General features: G+C 67.2%; 11 protein-coding genes. 8 read left to right on the top strand and 3 right to left on the bottom strand.

Going from position 1 to position 16,783, the window contains the following annotated elements; translation table 11 throughout:
* Window position 1 precedes the first annotated feature (1 nt).
* Window positions 2-2,662, bottom strand: a complete 2,661-nt coding sequence (locus tag F8O09_RS05870) for an excinuclease ABC subunit UvrA (protein WP_192497575.1) — start codon at window positions 2,660-2,662, stop codon at window positions 2-4.
* Between the two features lie 148 nt (window positions 2,663-2,810).
* On the opposite strand from F8O09_RS05870, the gene F8O09_RS05865 reads away from it, so the two are divergent.
* The 5 genes from F8O09_RS05865 (at window position 2,811) to F8O09_RS05845 (ending at window position 8,614) form a co-directional block, all read left to right on the top strand.
* Window positions 2,811-3,461 carry an NAD(P)-dependent oxidoreductase gene (locus tag F8O09_RS05865; RefSeq protein WP_158030660.1) on the top strand — a complete coding sequence of 217 codons (651 nt, stop codon included), beginning with the start codon at window positions 2,811-2,813 and terminating at the stop codon, window positions 3,459-3,461.
* A 213-nt stretch (window positions 3,462-3,674) separates the two neighbouring features.
* Entirely contained in the window at window positions 3,675-5,051 is a 1,377-nt protein-coding gene (locus F8O09_RS05860) for an aldehyde dehydrogenase family protein (protein ID WP_158054254.1), read from the top strand.
* 184 nt (window positions 5,052-5,235) lie between these two features.
* Window positions 5,236-6,066 (top strand): YceI family protein, encoded by an 831-nt coding sequence (locus tag F8O09_RS05855; protein WP_225732884.1) that lies wholly within the window; start codon window positions 5,236-5,238, stop codon window positions 6,064-6,066.
* A 32-nt stretch (window positions 6,067-6,098) separates the two neighbouring features.
* Window positions 6,099-7,325 (top strand): glycosyltransferase, encoded by a 1,227-nt coding sequence (locus tag F8O09_RS05850; RefSeq protein ID WP_192497574.1) that lies wholly within the window; start codon window positions 6,099-6,101, stop codon window positions 7,323-7,325.
* A 2-nt stretch (window positions 7,326-7,327) separates the two neighbouring features.
* Window positions 7,328-8,614 carry a glycosyltransferase gene (locus F8O09_RS05845; RefSeq protein ID WP_158054252.1) on the top strand — a complete coding sequence of 429 codons (1,287 nt, stop codon included), beginning with the start codon at window positions 7,328-7,330 and terminating at the stop codon, window positions 8,612-8,614.
* Here the strand turns inward: F8O09_RS05845 and F8O09_RS05840 are convergent.
* Window positions 8,555-9,508 (bottom strand): hypothetical protein, encoded by a 954-nt coding sequence (locus F8O09_RS05840; RefSeq protein WP_158054251.1) that lies wholly within the window; start codon window positions 9,506-9,508, stop codon window positions 8,555-8,557. The two genes, F8O09_RS05845 and F8O09_RS05840, sit on opposite strands and share 60 nt — an antisense overlap.
* A 359-nt stretch (window positions 9,509-9,867) precedes the next feature.
* On the opposite strand from F8O09_RS05840, the gene F8O09_RS05835 reads away from it, so the two are divergent.
* The 3 genes from F8O09_RS05835 to F8O09_RS10620 all read left to right on the top strand — a co-directional run bounded on the left by F8O09_RS05835 (window position 9,868) and on the right by F8O09_RS10620 (window position 15,582).
* On the top strand, window positions 9,868-12,066 hold the full coding sequence (locus F8O09_RS05835; RefSeq protein ID WP_158054250.1) for an ATP-dependent Clp protease ATP-binding subunit: 2,199 nt from the start codon (window positions 9,868-9,870) through the stop codon (window positions 12,064-12,066).
* Between the two features lie 352 nt (window positions 12,067-12,418).
* Complete coding sequence (locus F8O09_RS05830) at window positions 12,419-13,804, top strand: quaternary amine ABC transporter ATP-binding protein (RefSeq protein ID WP_158054249.1); 1,386 nt, start codon at window positions 12,419-12,421, stop codon at window positions 13,802-13,804.
* Window positions 13,804-15,582: an ABC transporter permease/substrate binding protein gene (locus tag F8O09_RS10620; protein ID WP_158054248.1), complete on the top strand. Its 1,779-nt coding sequence runs from the start codon at window positions 13,804-13,806 to the stop codon at window positions 15,580-15,582. Before F8O09_RS05830 ends, F8O09_RS10620 begins: the two co-directional genes overlap by 1 nt.
* 45 nt (window positions 15,583-15,627) lie before the next feature.
* Here F8O09_RS10620 and F8O09_RS05820 read toward each other — a convergent pair whose 3' ends face one another.
* Window positions 15,628-16,719 carry an alpha/beta hydrolase gene (locus tag F8O09_RS05820; RefSeq protein WP_158054247.1) on the bottom strand — a complete coding sequence of 364 codons (1,092 nt, stop codon included), beginning with the start codon at window positions 16,717-16,719 and terminating at the stop codon, window positions 15,628-15,630.
* Window positions 16,720-16,783 lie beyond the last annotated feature (64 nt).

The following is a 16,783-nucleotide window of genomic DNA, read 5'->3' as shown; positions in this document are numbered from 1 at the left end:
CTCACGATACCCTGCCGGACTGCGGCGTCAGATGCCGGCTGAGGTAGCGGCCGGTGAGCGAATCGGGGTCGTGTGCGACCTGGTCGGCGGTGCCGCAGGCGACGATGCGTCCGCCGGCGGCACCGCCACCGGGCCCCATGTCGACCAGATAGTCGGCGTTGGCGATCATGTCGAGGTCGTGCTCGATCACGATCACCGTCGCTCCGCGCGCGGTGAGCCGATCGAGCACGTGCAGCAGTGTGCGCACGTCGAGCGGGTGCAGGCCGACGCTCGGCTCGTCGAGCACGAACACGGCGTCTGACTGGTCGCGGTGCAGCTGGTTGACGAGCTTGAGCCGCTGCGCCTCGCCGCCCGAGAGCGCCGGCGTCGCCTCGCCCAGCGTGAGGTAGCCCAGGCCGAGGTCGTCGAACGCCCGCAGTCGCCGGGTGACCTTCGGCAGACTCGTCACCGTCGTGATGGCCTCGCGAATGGTGAGACCCAAGAGGTGCGGCAGCGACTGCCCGTCGATCAGGTAGCCGTCGGCGGCCGAAGCGAAGCGCGACCCGTGGCAGTCGGGGCAGGGGATGTCGATGTCGGGCAGAAACTGCACGTCGAGTGACACCTGACCGGTGCCCTCGCATCGCGGGCAGGCGAGTGAGCCGGTGTTGTACGAGAAGTCGGATGCGGTGCGGCCGTCCGCCTGCGCCCGCTCGGTGGCGGCGTAGGCCTTGCGCAGCTCGTCCATCACCCCGGAATAGGTGGCCACGGTCGAGCGCACGTTGATGCCGATCGGCGTCGCGTCGACGACGTGTGCGGTGGCGATGCCCGGCGCCGAGATCGCGCGCACATGCGCCGGCAGTCTGGTTCCGGCGGCCGAGGCCGCGATCGCCGGCACCAGCGACTCGAGCACCAGCGTCGTCTTTCCCGACCCCGAGACCCCGGTGACGGCCGTGAGTCGCCCGCGCGGAATGCGCACCTGGAGGGGATGCACGGTGTGGACCGCCTCAGTGGCCATCTCGATGGCGCCGAGGGCGAAGACGTCGTCGGCGGCCGGTCGCTCGCGCACGACGACCGGCTCGGCGCCGGTCAGAAAGCCGGCGAGCCGAGACCCACGCCCGATCGGCTGGTCGTCGTCATGCGCGCCGCCTGCGGCATCCGTCGTCGTCGCCTCGGGGTGCTGCGAGGCGACCAGATCGTCGACGCTGCCCTGTGCGATCACACGACCGCCCTCTCGGCCCGAGCCCGGCCCGATCTCGATCAGCTGCGAGGCTTCGCGAAGCACCTGCACGTCGTGATCGACGAACACCACCGAGTTGCCGTCGGCGAGCAGATCGTGCATCACGCCGACGAGACCCTCGACGTTGGCGGGATGCAGCCCGATCGACGGCTCGTCGAGCACGTACAGCACGCCGGTGGTGCGATTGCGCACGGCACGAGCCAGCTGCACGCGCTGGCGCTCGCCGGTCGAGAGCGTCGACGCCGCCCGGTCGAGCGTGAGGTAGCCGAGGCCCAGCTGCATCAGGCGCTGCGCCATCTCGGCGAAGGTGTCGACCAGGCCGTGCGCCATGGTCTGCATGTCGTCGGGCAGGGTGTCGAACACGGTCGGCGCCCAGTCGAGCACCGTGGCCAGCGTCATCGCGGTGACATCGGCCAGGTTGCGCTGGCCGATGCGTGGGGCCCGTGCGGCGGCGCTCAGGCGGGTGCCGTGGCAGTCGGGGCAGGTGCGTTCGGTGAGAAAGCGGGCGACGCGTTTGAGGCGGCGTTCGTCGCCGGCCCGTTCCAGCTCTTTGGTGACCGTGAGACGCGCGTTGCGAAAGGTGAAGTCGAGCTCGTGCACGCCTTTGCGGCTGGTGACGGTGATGTGCTTCTTCTCTTCGGGGCCGGTGAGCACGATCTTGCGCTCGCGGTCGGTCAGGTCGCGCCAGGGCACATCGGTGCGAACGCCGAACTCGCGGGCGATCGCAGGCTGCACGTTGAAGCCGAACATGTTCCATGGCACCACTGCGCCCTCGTCAAGGGTCTTGCCGGGGTCGGGCACCAGAGCGTCGTCGTCGACGTCGCGCACGACGCCGGTGCCCTGGCAGCGCGGGCACGCTCCGGCCGAGTTGAAGGCGAGCGCCTCGGCGCCGGGGGCCTCGACGGTCGCGCCGCACACGGGGCAGACGATCGGTCGTTCGGCCGCGACGTCGATGGTCGGCGGCACGTGGTGGCCGTTGGGGCAGACATGGCTGGCCAGACGCGAGAACATCAGCCGCAGCACATTGAGCAGCTCGCTCGAGGTGCCGAAGGTCGAACGCACGCCGGGCACGCCGGGGCGCTGCCGCAGCGCGAGCGCGGCGGGAACGTGGTCGACCGCGTCGACGGCGGCTCGCGGGGCCTGCGACATGCGGCGCCGCGTATAGGTCGAGAGGGCCTCGATATAGCGACGCGACCCCTCGGCATAGAGCACGCCCAGCGCGAGCGACGACTTGCCCGAGCCCGAGACGCCGGCGATGCCGACCAGCTGGTGCAGCGGCACGTCGACGTCGACGTCGCGCAGGTTGTTCACGCGTGCGCCGCGCACGCTGATGTGATCGGGCAGCTCGGTGAGCGGTGCGGGGATGCTCCGGTCGCGCCCGTCGTGGCGCCCGCAGACCGTTTCGCTCGCGTCGTGGCGCGAGACTGCATGCTGAGAGGGCTTCATCGGTTTCACGATAGTCACGAATGCCGTGCGTGATGGCGGCGAACGTCCTCCGGTGCACCGCCGAGGGTTCGCGAGAGTCTGGAATAACCCGGGTGGAGAACCGTTCAATTTCTTGAAGCATCAACAATTTCTGACAGAAAGGCTCGTCATGACGACCATCAGCATCTTCGGCGGAACCGGCTACACCGGCGGAAACATCGCGAAGGAGGCCGCGTCGCGCGGCATCAGCGTGATCTCGTATTCTCGCCACCTGCCGGCCGACGACGCTCGCACAGACGGCGTCGACTACCGCACCGGGTCGCTCTTCGACGAGTCCGTGGTGCGCTCCGCAGTCGATGCGAGCGACGTGGTCGTCGTGGCGCTGCCGGCACGCGAGATCGACGGGCGCAAGCTCATCGAGGCGATTCCCGAGGTGACCGCGGCTGTGGCAGCCGCAGGCAAGCGTCTGGGCGTCGTCGGCGGCGCCGGGTCGCTGAACGTCTCAGAGGGCGGCCCCAAGGTGCTCGACACCCCGGAGTTCCCGGACGCCTTCAAAGAGGAGGCCGGCAACCACGGGAAGGTCCTCGATCTGCTGCGCACAGAGCCGAACGACGTCGACTGGTTCTACCTGAGCCCTTCGGGCGAGTACGGTTCGTTCAACCCCGGCGAGCACACCGGCACGTTCCGCCTCGGCGGCGACGTGCTGCTCACCACCGACGACGGTCACTCGTTCATCTCGGGTGCTGACTACGCACAGGCCTTCGTCGACGAGATCGAGCACCCGGCGCACAGCCGTCAGCGCTTCACCGTCGGGTACTGACAGCAGCCTCGACACCGCAGCGCTGTGCGCACACGTGGTGACCGGGCGACCCGGTCAGGTCGTCGTCCGGCACCACGCCCGTGCGCTGTGAGCGTACCCGGTGGAAGGTCGTCGATCGCAGCGATACTCTTTTGCTGGGAATCCACGGCCACGGTCGCATGAGCACCCGCACGCCGCGTCACCTGTTCAGAGAAGAAGAGAGGCCCACCAGACATGTCCATTGCAACCGTCAACCCCACCACGGGTGCCGTCGAGAAGTCGTTCGACGAGATCGACGACGCCGAGCTCGAGCGCCGCCTGCAGGTCGCGCATGACGCCTGGCTCGCTCATCGCAAGACCACGTTCGCAGAGCGCTCGGCGTTCCTGCTGAAGGCCGCCGACCTGCTTGACGCCGATGCCGAGACGCTCGGCCGCACCATCACCGTCGAGATGGGCAAGCCTCTGGCGCAGGCCGTCGGCGAGGTGCACAAGTCGGCCAAGGCGCTGCGCTTCTACGCTGAGAAGGCCGAGGGGTTCCTCGCCCCCGAACCGCTCGACGATCCGTCGATCGTCGACGCCAGGCAGGCGTTCTCGGTCTTTCAGCCGATCGGCCCCGTGCTTGCGGTGATGCCGTGGAACTACCCGGTTTGGCAGGTCATCCGATTCGCGGCTCCGGCCATCATGGCCGGCAATGTCGGGCTGCTGAAGCACGCATCGAACGTTCCGCAGACCGCGGTGTACCTTGAAGAGCTCTTCCTGCGCGCCGGTCTTCCCGAGGGCGTCTTCCAGACCCTGCTGATCGGGGCACGCCGCGTCGAGAAGGTCATTCGTGACATTCGCGTCGCCGCCGTCACGCTGACCGGCAGCGAGCCTGCGGGTCGTTCGGTCGCCTCCATCGCCAGTGACGAGGTCAAGAAGAGCGTGCTCGAACTGGGCGGCTCTGACCCCTTCGTCGTCATGCCGTCGGCCGATCTCGACCAGGCGGTCGCGACCGCAGTGACCGCGCGCGTCTCGAACAACGGCCAGGCCTGCATCAACGCGAAGCGCTTCATCGTGCACGCCGATGTCTACCATGAGTTCCTTGAGAAGTTCGTCGACGCGTTCTCCAAGCTGCGTCTCGGCGACCCGCTCGACGCCGCCACCGACATCGGTCCGGTGTCGACCGAGCAGGGGCGCGAAGACCTGGTTGAGCTGATCGAGGATGCCAAAGCCAACGGTGCGAGCGTGCTCGTCGGCGGCAGCGTGCCCGAGGGCGACGGCTGGTTCGTCGAGCCCACGGTGATCGCCGACCTGACGCCCAAGGCGCGTCTGTTCTACGAAGAGGCGTTCGGCCCAGTGGCATCGGTCTACAAGGTCTCGAACCTCGACGAGGCGATCGATCTGGCGAACGACACGCCCTTCGGTCTGGGCTCCGCGGCGTGGACCAACGACGAGGCCGAGCAGCAGCGTTTCATCGCCGAGCTCGATGCGGGCAGCGTCGTGATCAACAGCTCGACGATCTCGTACCAGGAGCTGCCCTTCGGCGGCACGAAACGGTCGGGCTACGGCCGCGAGCTCGCCGCAGAGGGCATCCGCGAGTTCACGAATCTGAAGTCGGTGCGCGTCTGCTGATCTGAGTCGGCCGCATCCGAACGCCCCGTGGCGTCGGCATCACATGATGCCGGTGCGGCGGGGCGTTCTCTGTGAGGGGTCGACAGGGATACTGTCTCGCCCCGCAGGTCACAGTGGTTCGCCCTCGCAGGTCACAGTGGCGGCACAGCCGGCCGCCCTAAAGTTGCAGGTACAAACAACGTGCATGCGCGGCCTGAGACAGCGAGACATGATCAGGCTGCTGCCCGACGAGCAGAAGGAGCACACGATGCCCGCCACCTCCTCCCATGAACCGACTCCGGCATCCGACGAGGCCTCAGCAGATGGCCAGCCGAAGACGAGTCCCAGACGTCGGCGCCGGGTGTGGGGCTGGACGATCGGCGTCGTCGTCGTGCTCGCCGCCGCCGCACTCATCTGGGGCCCGTCGGTCTATCGGGCGGCATTCGTCGCCCCAGCTGCCGAGAGTCCGGTGGACGAGCTGCAGAACGATTCGTCAGGCGTGCAGGCCTCGCCGGTCGCGGCCGGGCAGTGGTCGGTCGCATCGGGGTCATACGCCGGCTACCGCCTCGACGAGGTGCTGCGAGGCGAGAACGTCACCGTGACCGGACGCACCCAGCAGGTCACCGGCACGGCCGAGACCACGGCGACGCAGCTCACGGCAGCGCAGCTCAGCGTCGACGTCGGCTCCATCGCGAGCGATGCCGATGCGCGCGACCGCTACTTTCGCACGCAGGCCGTCGACGTGAGTCAGCATCCGACAGCGACGTTCACCCTGACGCAGCCCGCCGACATCGCCGACGCAGGCGGTGCCACGCAGGAGTCGGTGCGACTGCATGGCGATCTCGAGATCAACGGCGTTCGACAGTCGGTGACCGTGGATGCCACCGTCGCGTCTGACGGCACCGGTGTGCGCGTCGCCGGGCAGATTCCGATCGTGTTCGCCGACTACGGGGTGCAGGCGCCGAATCTCGGCTTCGTCGCCGTCGAAGACCACGGATTCGTCGAGTTCTCGACCGTGCTGAGTCACGTCGGCTGATCGTCCCGGCGCTCTTCGGTACTCTTGAGGGCGTGACTCAGACGCCCCACGACCCACCCCTCCGCATTCTCATCGGCTGCGACACCTTCTCACCCGATGTGAACGGCGCGGCGAGATTCACTGAGAGGCTGGCTGCGGGGCTCAAACAGCGCGGCTACGACGTGCACATCGTCGCCCCGGCCACCAGCCGTCGCACCGCGGGCACGTCGACCGAGGTCATCGAGGGGGTGCCGATGACGGTGCACCGGTGGCCGTCGTGGCGGTGGTACCCACACGACTGGCTGCGTTTCGTGTGGCCGCTCACGATCAGGCGTCGGGCGCGTGCGCTGCTCGACGAGGTCAAGCCCGACGTCGTGCACTTTCAGTCGTTCATCATCGTGGGCCGCGGGCTGGCCATCGAGGCGCACGCCCGGGGCATCAGGGTGATCGGCACCAACCACTTCATGCCCGAGAACGGCGTCGAGTTCACCGGTCTGCCGGCGAACCTCGATCGCAAGCTCATCGATGCGGTCTGGCGTGAGGCCCGCAAAGTCTTCGCGCTGGCGCAGTTCGTGACGACGCCGACGCAGCGGGCCGCCGACTACCTCGAGCGGTGCACCGGCCTGCGCGACGTGCTGCCGGTCAGCTGCGGCATTCGCGCCAGCGACTACTCGCCCCAGCTCGTCTCGGACGACCCGGGTGTCGATCAACGGCTGGTGTTCGTCGGCCGGGTCACCGAAGAGAAGCAGATCGACGTCGCGCTGCGGGCGCTCGCCTCACTGCCGCCCGAGCTGCACGTGGGCTTCGACATCGTCGGCGGCGGCGACCAGCTCGACCGTCTGAAGCGGCTGGCAGTGGTGCTGGGGGTGAGCGACAGCGTGGTCTTCCACGGCAGGGTGACCGACGAGCACCTGCGCCGTGTGCTCTCTGAGGGCAGCGTCTTCGTGATGCCCTCGATCGCCGAACTGCAGTCGATCGCGACGATGGAGGCCATGGCGTCAGGGCTTCCCGTCGTCGCCGCAGACGCGATGGCGCTGCCGCATCTGGTGCACGACGGTGAGAACGGCTACCTCTTTCGCGCCGGCGACGTCGCAGACCTCACGGCCAAGCTCACCACCGTGCTGCGACAGAGTCAGGCTGAGCGTCTGCGCATGCAGCGCGCCTCGCTGCAGGGCGTTCGGGTGCACGACATCGATCGCACGCTCGACGTCTTCGAACAGCTCTATCACGGGCATCGCCCGAAGACGCAGCCGGCGGATGCATCGAACGAACCGCGCTGATCATGCATGTGCTCATCGTCACCGACCAGCACGCCGACTCCCTCGGCGGGGCGCAGGTGTCGATTCGGCAGCAGCAGGCGGCGCTGACCGAAGCCGGCCATCTCGCCACGGTGGTGGCCCCACGTCTGCACCGGCCGCATCCGCCCCGCGTTCATGACATCGACCTGCCCTCGATGCGCATCACCCGTGACGGCGAGTACGGCATGTCCTGGCCAGGGCGCCGCATCGACCGTCTTCTGCTGCAGCGCCTTGGCCAGCTTCCGCCGGTCGACGTCGTGCACGTGCAGGGCGACTTCTGGGGCGCGCTGATCGGCTACCGCATCGCACGACTGCTGCACGCGCCGGTGGTGCACACGCTGCACAACGACGTCGACTCCGGCACGCGCGCAGTCACGCCGCTGGCAGGTCTGGTGTTCGTCGCGCTGCGTGCCTGGCGGCGGATGCTCCTGGGGCGTTCGCTGCCCGTGTCACCTCGCGCTCGGGGGGCGTGGCGATATCTCGCCGAGCTCACCGCCGCGGCCCGAGTGGTGATCTCTCCCAGCGCGCACTTCGCCCGACGGCTGCACGAGCATGGGGTCGAGGGAGCGATCGTGATGCCGACGGGCGTCGACGACCGACTGATCGCGCAGGCCCAGGCCGGGGCAGAGCCTCAGGAATCTGCGCCGATTCGGCTCGTCTGGCTGGGGCGCATGAGCAGCGAGAAGCGCATCGTCGAGGCCGTCGAGGCGTTCGCCGCAAGCGAGCGCGCAGCCGCAGCCTCGGCCGAGCTGCACGTCTACGGTCACGGGCTGCTCGAAGCGATGGTGCGACGGCGCATCGACGAACTGGGCATCAGCTCTCGGGTGCGGCTGTACGGCGCTGTGTCGCATCCTGAGGCGCTGCGCGCGATCGCTCGGTCGGACGCACTGCTGCAGACCTCCGTGGGGTTCGAGACCCAGGGCATGACCGTGTACGAGGCCTCGGCACTCGGCACCCCGGTGGTGTTCTGCGATCGTGCGATCGCCGACGAGGTCGACGTACGGCCGAGCTGGGTGACGGCGGGCACGTCGACCGCCGACCTCGTGCGAGCGATCGACGAGGCCGTCGCCGCGATCGAACAGAATCGAGCCGATGGCCGTGAGCTGCGCGTCACCGGCGTCGATCGCATGCGCTGGCTGCAGAGCCGGCTCACCGAGCAGATGCTGCGACGGTATCGAGCCCTGATCGGCGCGCGAACGACCGTGCGACGCTCAGGCGCGGCGGCGTCGAGCGATCACGAAGATCGTTCGGCTGACCAGGGCAACCACTAAGAAGACCACGCCGATGACGGTGGCCAGCGTCTGCAGCGGCATCGTCACGCTGGTGAAGAGCGGCTGTGCGGCGTCGCCCAGCTGGCGCTGCAGCAGATTCGCCATCAGCCAGGCGCCGGCACGTGCGAGCGCGAAGGTCGCCGCACACGCGACCACCAGCCACGTGGCCACGCGACTCAGCGCTCGCATCCGCCCGCCGGCCGCCAGCGCAACGCCGGCGACCAATGCGATGACGACGCCGGCGATCAGCGGAGTGGCGTACTGATCGGCGATCGCCACGACGGGCTTGGCCTTCTCGATCGACCCGGTCGGGCCGATGGGCATCGTGATGTCGGCATCAGGCAGCATGGCGGCCAGCGGTGCGTTGATCGTGGCCAGCTGGGTGCGTGCCTGGTCGACGAGGGGGCCGAGCTGCAGGGTGAACGAGTCGTCGGCGGGAGTCGTCTCGCCGCGCAGGGCCGCGACGTTCTGCTGGTGCGACGCGGAGAGCAGGGCACGCCACGTCTGCTGCATGGTGTCCGGGGCGAGGGCGGCGTCGATCCCGGCTCGCAGATCTTTCTGCACCGCGTCGCCGATGACGGCCTGTGCCCCGGCGGGCAGGGTGACCCGTGCCTTGATCGTGTTGGTCGCTTTCGCCACGATGGCGTCGCGAACGTTCGAGTCGTTGATCAGATCGGCGTTCTGGGCCACGAACGCGTCGGTGTCGAGCAGATCGTGCTCGAGCCACCAACCTCCCATGGCCAGCGGCGAGGCCAGCACGGCGAGGGTCAGAAGCAGGCCCGAGAAGAAGCTCGCCCAGCGCGAGCCGATGCTGCGGCGCTCCCGCGTGGGGGCGTCTTCGGCGTCTCCGACGAGCTCGTCGAAGCTGACGGACTGGGCATGCTGTCTCGACATGGGGGCCTTTCCTCGTCGGGCTGCGCCGACTTCGCGGCTGCGCTGTGACCGACTGACTGGTGCTGCGCTCTCTGCATCACTGTAGTGGTGACGCGGCAGATGTCGCCGGTGACCTGCGCAGCACAGGTGTTCTTGGTCGGTGTGCTGCGGGCGACGTTCAGCCGGCGGCGACCGCAGGGCCTCACATCGGCTGTGCGAATCAAAGTTGAGTGGAATAGACTCAAGTTGTGAGGAGTTGTGAGAGATGTGAACGTGAGAGTGGGGTCGCGGTGGCGGCCCCAGGTATCGCACATGTCTGACTGAGGTTTCACCGCAGGTGCGGACGAGACGACAGGGCTCGCCGCACGAAAGGAGACAGCATGGCACAGCAGCCACAGGGCCAACAGCCCAATCAGCAGGAGGAGAAGTCGGCGCTCGAGCAGTACGGCACCGATCTGACCGAGATCGCGAAGAGCGGAAAGCTTGACCCGGTGATCGGTCGCGACGCCGAGATTCGTCGGGTGTCGCAGGTGCTCACCCGTCGCACGAAGAACAATCCGGTGCTCATCGGCGAGCCCGGCGTCGGCAAGACGGCCGTCGTCGAAGGGCTCGCACAGCGCATCGTGAAGGGAGACGTTCCAGACTCACTGAAAGACAAAAAGCTCATCTCGCTCGATCTGGGCGCACTCGTCGCCGGTGCAAAGTATCGCGGCGAGTTCGAAGAGCGGCTGAAGAAGGTGCTCGCCGAGATCAAGGCGAGCGAAGGCCAGGTCATCACCTTCATCGACGAGATCCACACGCTGGTGGGTGCGGGCGCCGGTGACGGGCAGGACGCCGCGAACATGCTGAAGCCGATGCTGGCTCGTGGCGAGCTGCGCCTGATCGGCGCGACCACCCTGAACGAGTATCGCGAGTACATCGAGAAAGACTCCGCACTGGAGCGTCGCTTCCAGCAGGTCTATGTCGGCGAGCCCAGTGTCGAAGACACCGTGGCGATCCTGCGCGGTCTGAAAGACACGTACGTGAACTTCCACGGGGTGCGCATCACTGACGGTGCGCTCGTCGCAGCCGCACAGCTGTCGAATCGCTACATCCCCGATCGTCAGCTGCCCGACAAGGCCATCGACCTGATGGACGAAGCGGCCAGCCGACTCAAGATGGAGCAGGAGTCTTCGCCTGAAGAGATCGACGCGCTCAACCGTGAGCTCGCACGACTGAACATCGCCGAGGCCTCGCTGAAGAAGGAGTCTGATGCGGCGAGCCAGGATCGTCTGAAAGACGTGCAGAAGAACAAAGCGAAGGTCGAGCATGATCTCGACGAGCTGAAGACGCGCTGGGAGTCGGAGCGTCAGGTCTTCCAAGGCGCGAAAGAGCTGCGCGAGCGCAAAGCCGACCTTGAGAAGCAGCAGGAGCGGCTGCTCAACGAGCAGCTCGCCAGCGGCAGCAATGATCCGGGCGTCTGGAAGAAGCTGTCTGAGATCGAGAGCAGGCTTCGTGCCATCGAGGGCCAGCTGAAACAGGCGGAAGAGGCCGAACAGACCGCCGAGCACAATGGCGAGCGCATGGTCAGCACCGAGGTGACCGAAGACGACATCGCCGAAGTCGTGGCAGCCTGGACCGGCATCCCCGTCGGCAAGCTGCTGCAGGGCGAGACCGAGAAGCTGCTGCACCTCGAAGACGAGCTGGGCAAGCGTCTGATCGGGCAGAAGGCCGCCGTTCACGCGGTCGCCGAGGCCGTTCGGCGCACCCGCGCAGGCATCGCCGACCCGAATCGTCCGACCGGATCGTTTCTGTTCTTGGGGCCGACCGGTGTGGGCAAGACCGAGCTGGCGAAGGCGCTCGCCGAGTTTCTCTTCGACGACGAACGCGCGATCGTACGCATCGACATGTCGGAGTACGGAGAGAAGCACACGGTCTCTCGTCTCGTCGGAGCTCCTCCGGGCTACGTGGGCTACGAACAGGGAGGTCAGCTGACCGAGGCCGTGCGGCGCCGCCCGTACTCAGTGGTGCTGCTCGATGAGGTCGAGAAAGCTCATCCCGACGTCTTCGACGTGCTGCTGCAGGTGCTCGACGACGGTCGCCTGACCGATGGTCAGGGTCGTACGGTCGACTTCCGCAATACGATTCTGATTCTCACGTCGAACTTGGGCAGCCAGTTCCTGATCGACGCATCGCTCGCCGACGACGTCAAGCGCGAGCGGGTCATGCAGGTCGTGCATCAGACGTTCAAGCCGGAGTTCCTGAACCGCCTCGATGACATCGTGCTCTTCGATTCGCTCACCAAAGAGGAGCTCACGAAGATCGTCGATCTGTACATCAAACGGCTCGGCGTTCGCCTGGAGTCGCGCCGGCTGCGCCTGGTCGTCTCGCCCGAGGCGAAGACCTGGCTGGCAGACAAGGGGTACGACCCGGTCTATGGAGCTCGCCCGCTGCGTCGTCTGGTGCAGAAACAGGTCGACGACCAGCTCGCCACGAAGCTGCTGGCCGGCGAGGTGCGTGACGGGCAGAGCGTGCGCGTCACGGTGAAGCCTGACGGAGACGGCTTGGAGGTCGATGCCGAGGGGGTCGTCGAGGGCTGACGTGAGACCGCTGCGATGACAGCGCCGTGAGTCGCGGATGTGGGGTCGGGCCTGAGGGCTCGGCTCCACATCTCTTTCACCAGGTAAAGAAGTCGCGGCGCAGTGGCGTACACTGCTTGGAGCACATTAGAACGCGCGTGATCGCGACGGGCTCTGCTCCGCGGTCATTCGTATGGTTGTCGCAGGGGCGTGCGAACCGCGCACGTATGGTCTCACTGATCGCCGCCATGAAGGCCAGGCTTGATCCGGTGAGTGTCTCAGACCCGCGGCGACCCGTTCGCGACACTCGGCACGACGTCTGAGCGCCACGCATTGCAGCGCCAGCTCCCGACGACGTGCCACGGAGGTGAGCATGACGTCTGCCGTGATCGAAGTCGAACATCTGTACAAGGTGTTCGGCAGAAAACCCCAAGAAGTGATTCGGCGCCTCAAAGAGGGCGCCGACCGCAGCGAGCTCACCCAGCTCGGCACAGCCGCGGTCATCGATGCCAGTTTCACCGTCGATCGCGGCGAGTTCTTCGTCGTCATGGGGCTGTCGGGTTCGGGCAAGTCCACGCTGATCCGCATGCTGAACGGGCTCAACGAACCGACCGCAGGGTCGGTCAGCATCTTCGGCCATGACTTGAGCGATCTCGATCCCAAAGAGCTGCGCGCGCTGCGTCGCAAACGCATCTCGATGGTCTTCCAGCACTTCGCCCTGCTGCCCAACCGCACCGTGCTCGAGAACGCCGCATACGGCCTCGAGGTGCAGGGCGTCGACCTGGCCGAACGCACCGAGCGGGCCATCACGGTGCTCGAACGCGTCGGGCTGCGTGACTGGGCGAGCAAGTATCCCGGCGAGCTCTCGGGCGGCATGCAGCAGCGCGTCGGGCTGGCGCGTGCGCTCGCCGCCGACACCGACATCCTGCTCATGGACGAGGCGTTCTCGGCGCTCGACCCGCTGATTCGCCGAGAGATGCAGGAGCAGCTGCTCGACCTGCAGGAAGACCTCAAGAAGACCATCGTCTTCATCACACACGACCTGAACGAGGCGATGTTCCTCGGCGACCGCGTCGCGGTGATGCGCGACGGACGCATCGTGCAGAGCGGCACGCCCGAAGACATCCTCACCGACCCGGCGAACGACTACGTCGCGCAGTTCGTGCAGGACGTCGACCGTGCGCGCGTGCTCACCGCGCGCAGTGTGATGGAGCCGATCCTCGGTCAGGTGCAGATCGGTTCGGGCCCGCGCACTGCGCTTCGGCTGATGCGCGAGCAGCAGATCCCCTTCGTGTTCGTGCTCGACCGCGGCCGCAAATACCGCGGAGTGGTCTCGGACCGCGACGCGACCCGTCTCATCAAAGACGGCGTCACCGATCTCAGCTCGGTCGTGCAGCCCTCGATCACCGTCGGCCCCGACGAGCTGCTGGCCGATCTGGTGCGCCCGTCGGTCATCTCGAAGATCCCACTCGGCGTCGTCGACGACCACGGTCGGCTGCTCGGGGGCATCCCACGCGCCACGCTGCTGGCCTCGCTCGGCAGCGTGCCGGCGACGACGCAGGCGATCGACGTGATCACCCCGGAGGTGCGGGCGCTGGCCGAGGGCGACACCCTGACCGAGCAGGCGCACGCAGCGCTGCAGGGCGCCATCGACAGCGGAGGCGAACCTCGCGAGTCGGTGAGCATCGGCACCGGTGCGACAGCGGATGCCGTGGCTGCGCCCGAAGCGGCGGCTGACGACCGAGAGGAGGTCAACTGATGGATCCCATCGTTCGCATTCCGCTCGGTGACTGGGTCGCCGACTTCATCTCCTGGATCACCGACGTGCTCGGCTGGTTCTTCACCGGCATCGGCGTCGGATTCGGCGGCATCTACGACGGCCTCGCCTGGCTGCTCGTCACCCCGCCGTTCTGGGTGGTGATCCTGCTGCTGGCCGCACTGGTCACGTGGGTCGCGACCTGGCGTCTGGGGCTTTTCTCACTGGTCGGGCTCACCCTCGTCTACACGCTGAATCAGTGGTCGAATGCGATGGACACGCTCGCGCTCGTGATCGTCGCGAGTCTGATCGCCGTGATCATCGCCGTGCCGCTGGGCATTCTGGCGGCGAAGTCGCAGACCGCCTCGAAGATCATCAGACCGGTGCTCGACTTCATGCAGACGATGCCTGCCTTCGTCTACCTGATTCCCGCGATCATTCTCTTCTCGGTCGGCGTGGTGCCGGGCATCGTCGCCGCGATCATCTTCTCGCTCGCTCCCGGCGTGCGTCTCACCGAGCTCGGCATCCGCGGCGTCGATGCCGAAGTCGTCGAGGCGGGGCGGTCGTTCGGGGCCTCGCCCTGGCGCATCCTCAAGCAGATTCAGCTGCCGCTCGCCTTGCCGTCGATCATGGCCGGCGTGAACCAGGTGATCATGCTGAGCCTGTCGATGGTCGTCATCGCGGCCATGGTGGGAGCCGACGGCCTCGGCAGCCCGGTGGTGCAGAGCCTGAGCCGCATCGACGTGGCGCTCGGCTTCGAGGCCGGGCTGTCGGTCGTGATCCTGGCCGTCTACCTCGACCGTGTGACCTCTGCCATGGGGCGTCGCGTCTCGACGTCGGCGCGCCCCGTTTCGGCGGATGCCGGCGCAGGGGAGTCGTCCGGCCCGGCTGCCAGTCACACGCGTCGCAACACGCTGATCGCGTTGGGCGGGGTCGTGGTGCTGGTGCTCGCGAGCATCTTCAACGGCGGTCTCTCCGGGCTCGGCTCGACGCAGAAGACTGTGCGCATCGCCGTCATGAACGGCTGGGACGAGGGCATTGCGGCCTCGTGGCTGTGGAAGCAGGAGCTCGAAGGCAAGGGGTACAAGGTGCAGCTGACCAATGTCGACCCGGCCGCCGCCTACACCGGTGTCGCGCAGGGCAGCTTCGACTTGGTGCTCGACACCTGGCTGCCTGAGACCCATCGCGACTACATCGAGCAGTACGGCGACAAGATGATCGACCTGGGCGCCTGGAACGACGAGGCCAAGCTGACCATCGCCGTCAACGAGGATGCTCCGATCACGTCGCTCTCCGAACTGGCGGCGAACGCCGACGCGTTCGACAACCGTCTGATCGGCATCGAACCGGGCGCCGGGCTCACCCGCATCACCAAAGAGGCGGTGATCCCGCAGTACGGTCTGCAGGGCATGGACTACACGACGTCGTCGACCACCGCGATGCTCACCGAGCTGAAGAACGCGACCAGTGGCGGCAAGAACATCGTGGTCACACTGTGGAAGCCGCACTGGGCGTACGACGCGTTCCCGATCCGCGATCTCGAGGATCCACTGGGCACACTCGGTCAGGCCGAGCAGATTCACAGCTTCGCCCGGGCCGGTCTCGAAGACGACGACCCAGATCTGGTGCGCTGGATGCGCGGCTTCCGCATGGATACCGCGACGCTCGCCTCGCTCGAGAACGCGATGTTCAACAGCGGCGTCGACGGCAACGACTACACGCGTCCCGTGCGCGAGTGGTCTGACGAGAACCGCGAATACGTCGACCGGCTCACGCAGTGAGCGGTCGCCTGCTCGGCCGACCGCGATGATCAGGCCGGCGGCGCCTCAGCGCAGGTAGCCGCCGGCCCAACGGGCGATCGAGTCGAAGGCGGCCTGCCGCACCCGAGGTCGTGACAGAAAGATGTCGTGCAGGGCGTCTTCGATGCGCACCACTGTGACCTCCGGCCCCAGGCCGAGGGCTCGCTCGGCGACGTCGCGAACGTTGAGCACGCTGTCTGTGCGAAGCATCGCATCGTTCCACGTGGTCGACAGCGTGCTGTGTGCCGAGGTCATGGTGAGAATGGGGATGCGCACGTCGAGCCCGGCGGCGACGCGCGCGTGCCCGGCGAGCACCGCCGACAGCCAGATCGCCGGCATGTCGCAGCCGCGGGGCAGCCGCCACTCCTCGTTGAACGTCCACTGTCCTCGGGCCTCGGCGCTGACCGAACGGTTGTAGTAGCCCAAGTCGATCGACGGCAGCGTGTTGTGCGGATCGACTCGGGACTGCAGCTCGAGCATCGGCGCGATCACCTGTCGCCCGATGGCCTTCGCCTGCAGCTCGAGCCAGGGGCTGTTGAGCAGCAGGGCGTCGGCCCGACCGGCATGCCGATCTGCCCAGAGGCTGAGGATGAGACCGCCGGTCGAATGTCCGAACAGCGCCAGTCGACGCTTGTGAGCGTGGTGGCTGCGTGCAGGAGTGAGCAGGCTCGCGATCTCTTCGAGCGGGCGTCTGGCTCGTGTCGGCTCGAACGGATCGTCTGCCATCGCCTCGAGCGCCGCAGCGATGTCATAGTCGTATTCGCTCAGATTCGAGATCAGCCCATGCGTCTGCCCGGGACGCAGGCTTCGGCCGTACTTGCGCAGGTCGAGCGCATAGAAGCGCGCGCCGCGTTCGGCGAACCATCGTGCGACGTGAGGGTGGAAGAAGTAGTCGTTCCAGCCGTGCACATAAAGTACGTCCCACCCGGCGAAGATCTGCCCGCCGGCGGGCAGACGCCCGGGCTGCGCGCTGCGTGCGGCATCCTTCGGCCGATATCTGACTAGGGTTGCGAAGACGTCGCCTTCTGCGTCGACGCCCAACGGCAGGGTGCGCTGTTCGAAGTCGTCGCCGAGCACATCCGGGTGCCAGCGACCGTCTGGCGGCGTGAAGGTCTGCATGCCTCACATTATGGTCGAGTGGTGGGTGTCATTTCGTGTCATCGAGATGGGATAGTGTGACAGG

Origin of the sequence: Pseudoclavibacter sp. CFCC 11306, from assembly GCF_008831235.1 — a bacterium.
GTDB lineage: Bacteria > Actinomycetota > Actinomycetes > Actinomycetales > Microbacteriaceae > Pseudoclavibacter_A.
The sequence above is the reverse complement of the archived record's forward strand: the minus strand, read 5'-3'. Positions and strand labels throughout refer to the sequence as shown.

What these genes read in the sequence shown, in the direction of transcription:
- F8O09_RS10620 (WP_158054248.1), top strand. Translation starts at nt 13,804, where the DNA reads ATGGATCCCATCGTTCGCATTCCGCTCGGTGACTGGGTCGCCGACTTC.
- F8O09_RS05840 (WP_158054251.1), bottom strand. Translation starts at nt 9,508, where the DNA reads ATGTCGAGACAGCATGCCCAGTCCGTCAGCTTCGACGAGCTCGTCGGA.
- F8O09_RS05835 (WP_158054250.1), top strand. Translation starts at nt 9,868, where the DNA reads ATGGCACAGCAGCCACAGGGCCAACAGCCCAATCAGCAGGAGGAGAAG.
- F8O09_RS05820 (WP_158054247.1), bottom strand. Translation starts at nt 16,719, where the DNA reads ATGCAGACCTTCACGCCGCCAGACGGTCGCTGGCACCCGGATGTGCTC.
- F8O09_RS05845 (WP_158054252.1), top strand. Translation starts at nt 7,328, where the DNA reads ATGCATGTGCTCATCGTCACCGACCAGCACGCCGACTCCCTCGGCGGG.
- F8O09_RS05830 (WP_158054249.1), top strand. Translation starts at nt 12,419, where the DNA reads ATGACGTCTGCCGTGATCGAAGTCGAACATCTGTACAAGGTGTTCGGC.
- F8O09_RS05860 (WP_158054254.1), top strand. Translation starts at nt 3,675, where the DNA reads ATGTCCATTGCAACCGTCAACCCCACCACGGGTGCCGTCGAGAAGTCG.
- F8O09_RS05855 (WP_225732884.1), top strand. Translation starts at nt 5,236, where the DNA reads ATGCGCGGCCTGAGACAGCGAGACATGATCAGGCTGCTGCCCGACGAG.
- F8O09_RS05865 (WP_158030660.1), top strand. Translation starts at nt 2,811, where the DNA reads ATGACGACCATCAGCATCTTCGGCGGAACCGGCTACACCGGCGGAAAC.
- F8O09_RS05870 (WP_192497575.1), bottom strand. Translation starts at nt 2,662, where the DNA reads ATGAAGCCCTCTCAGCATGCAGTCTCGCGCCACGACGCGAGCGAAACG.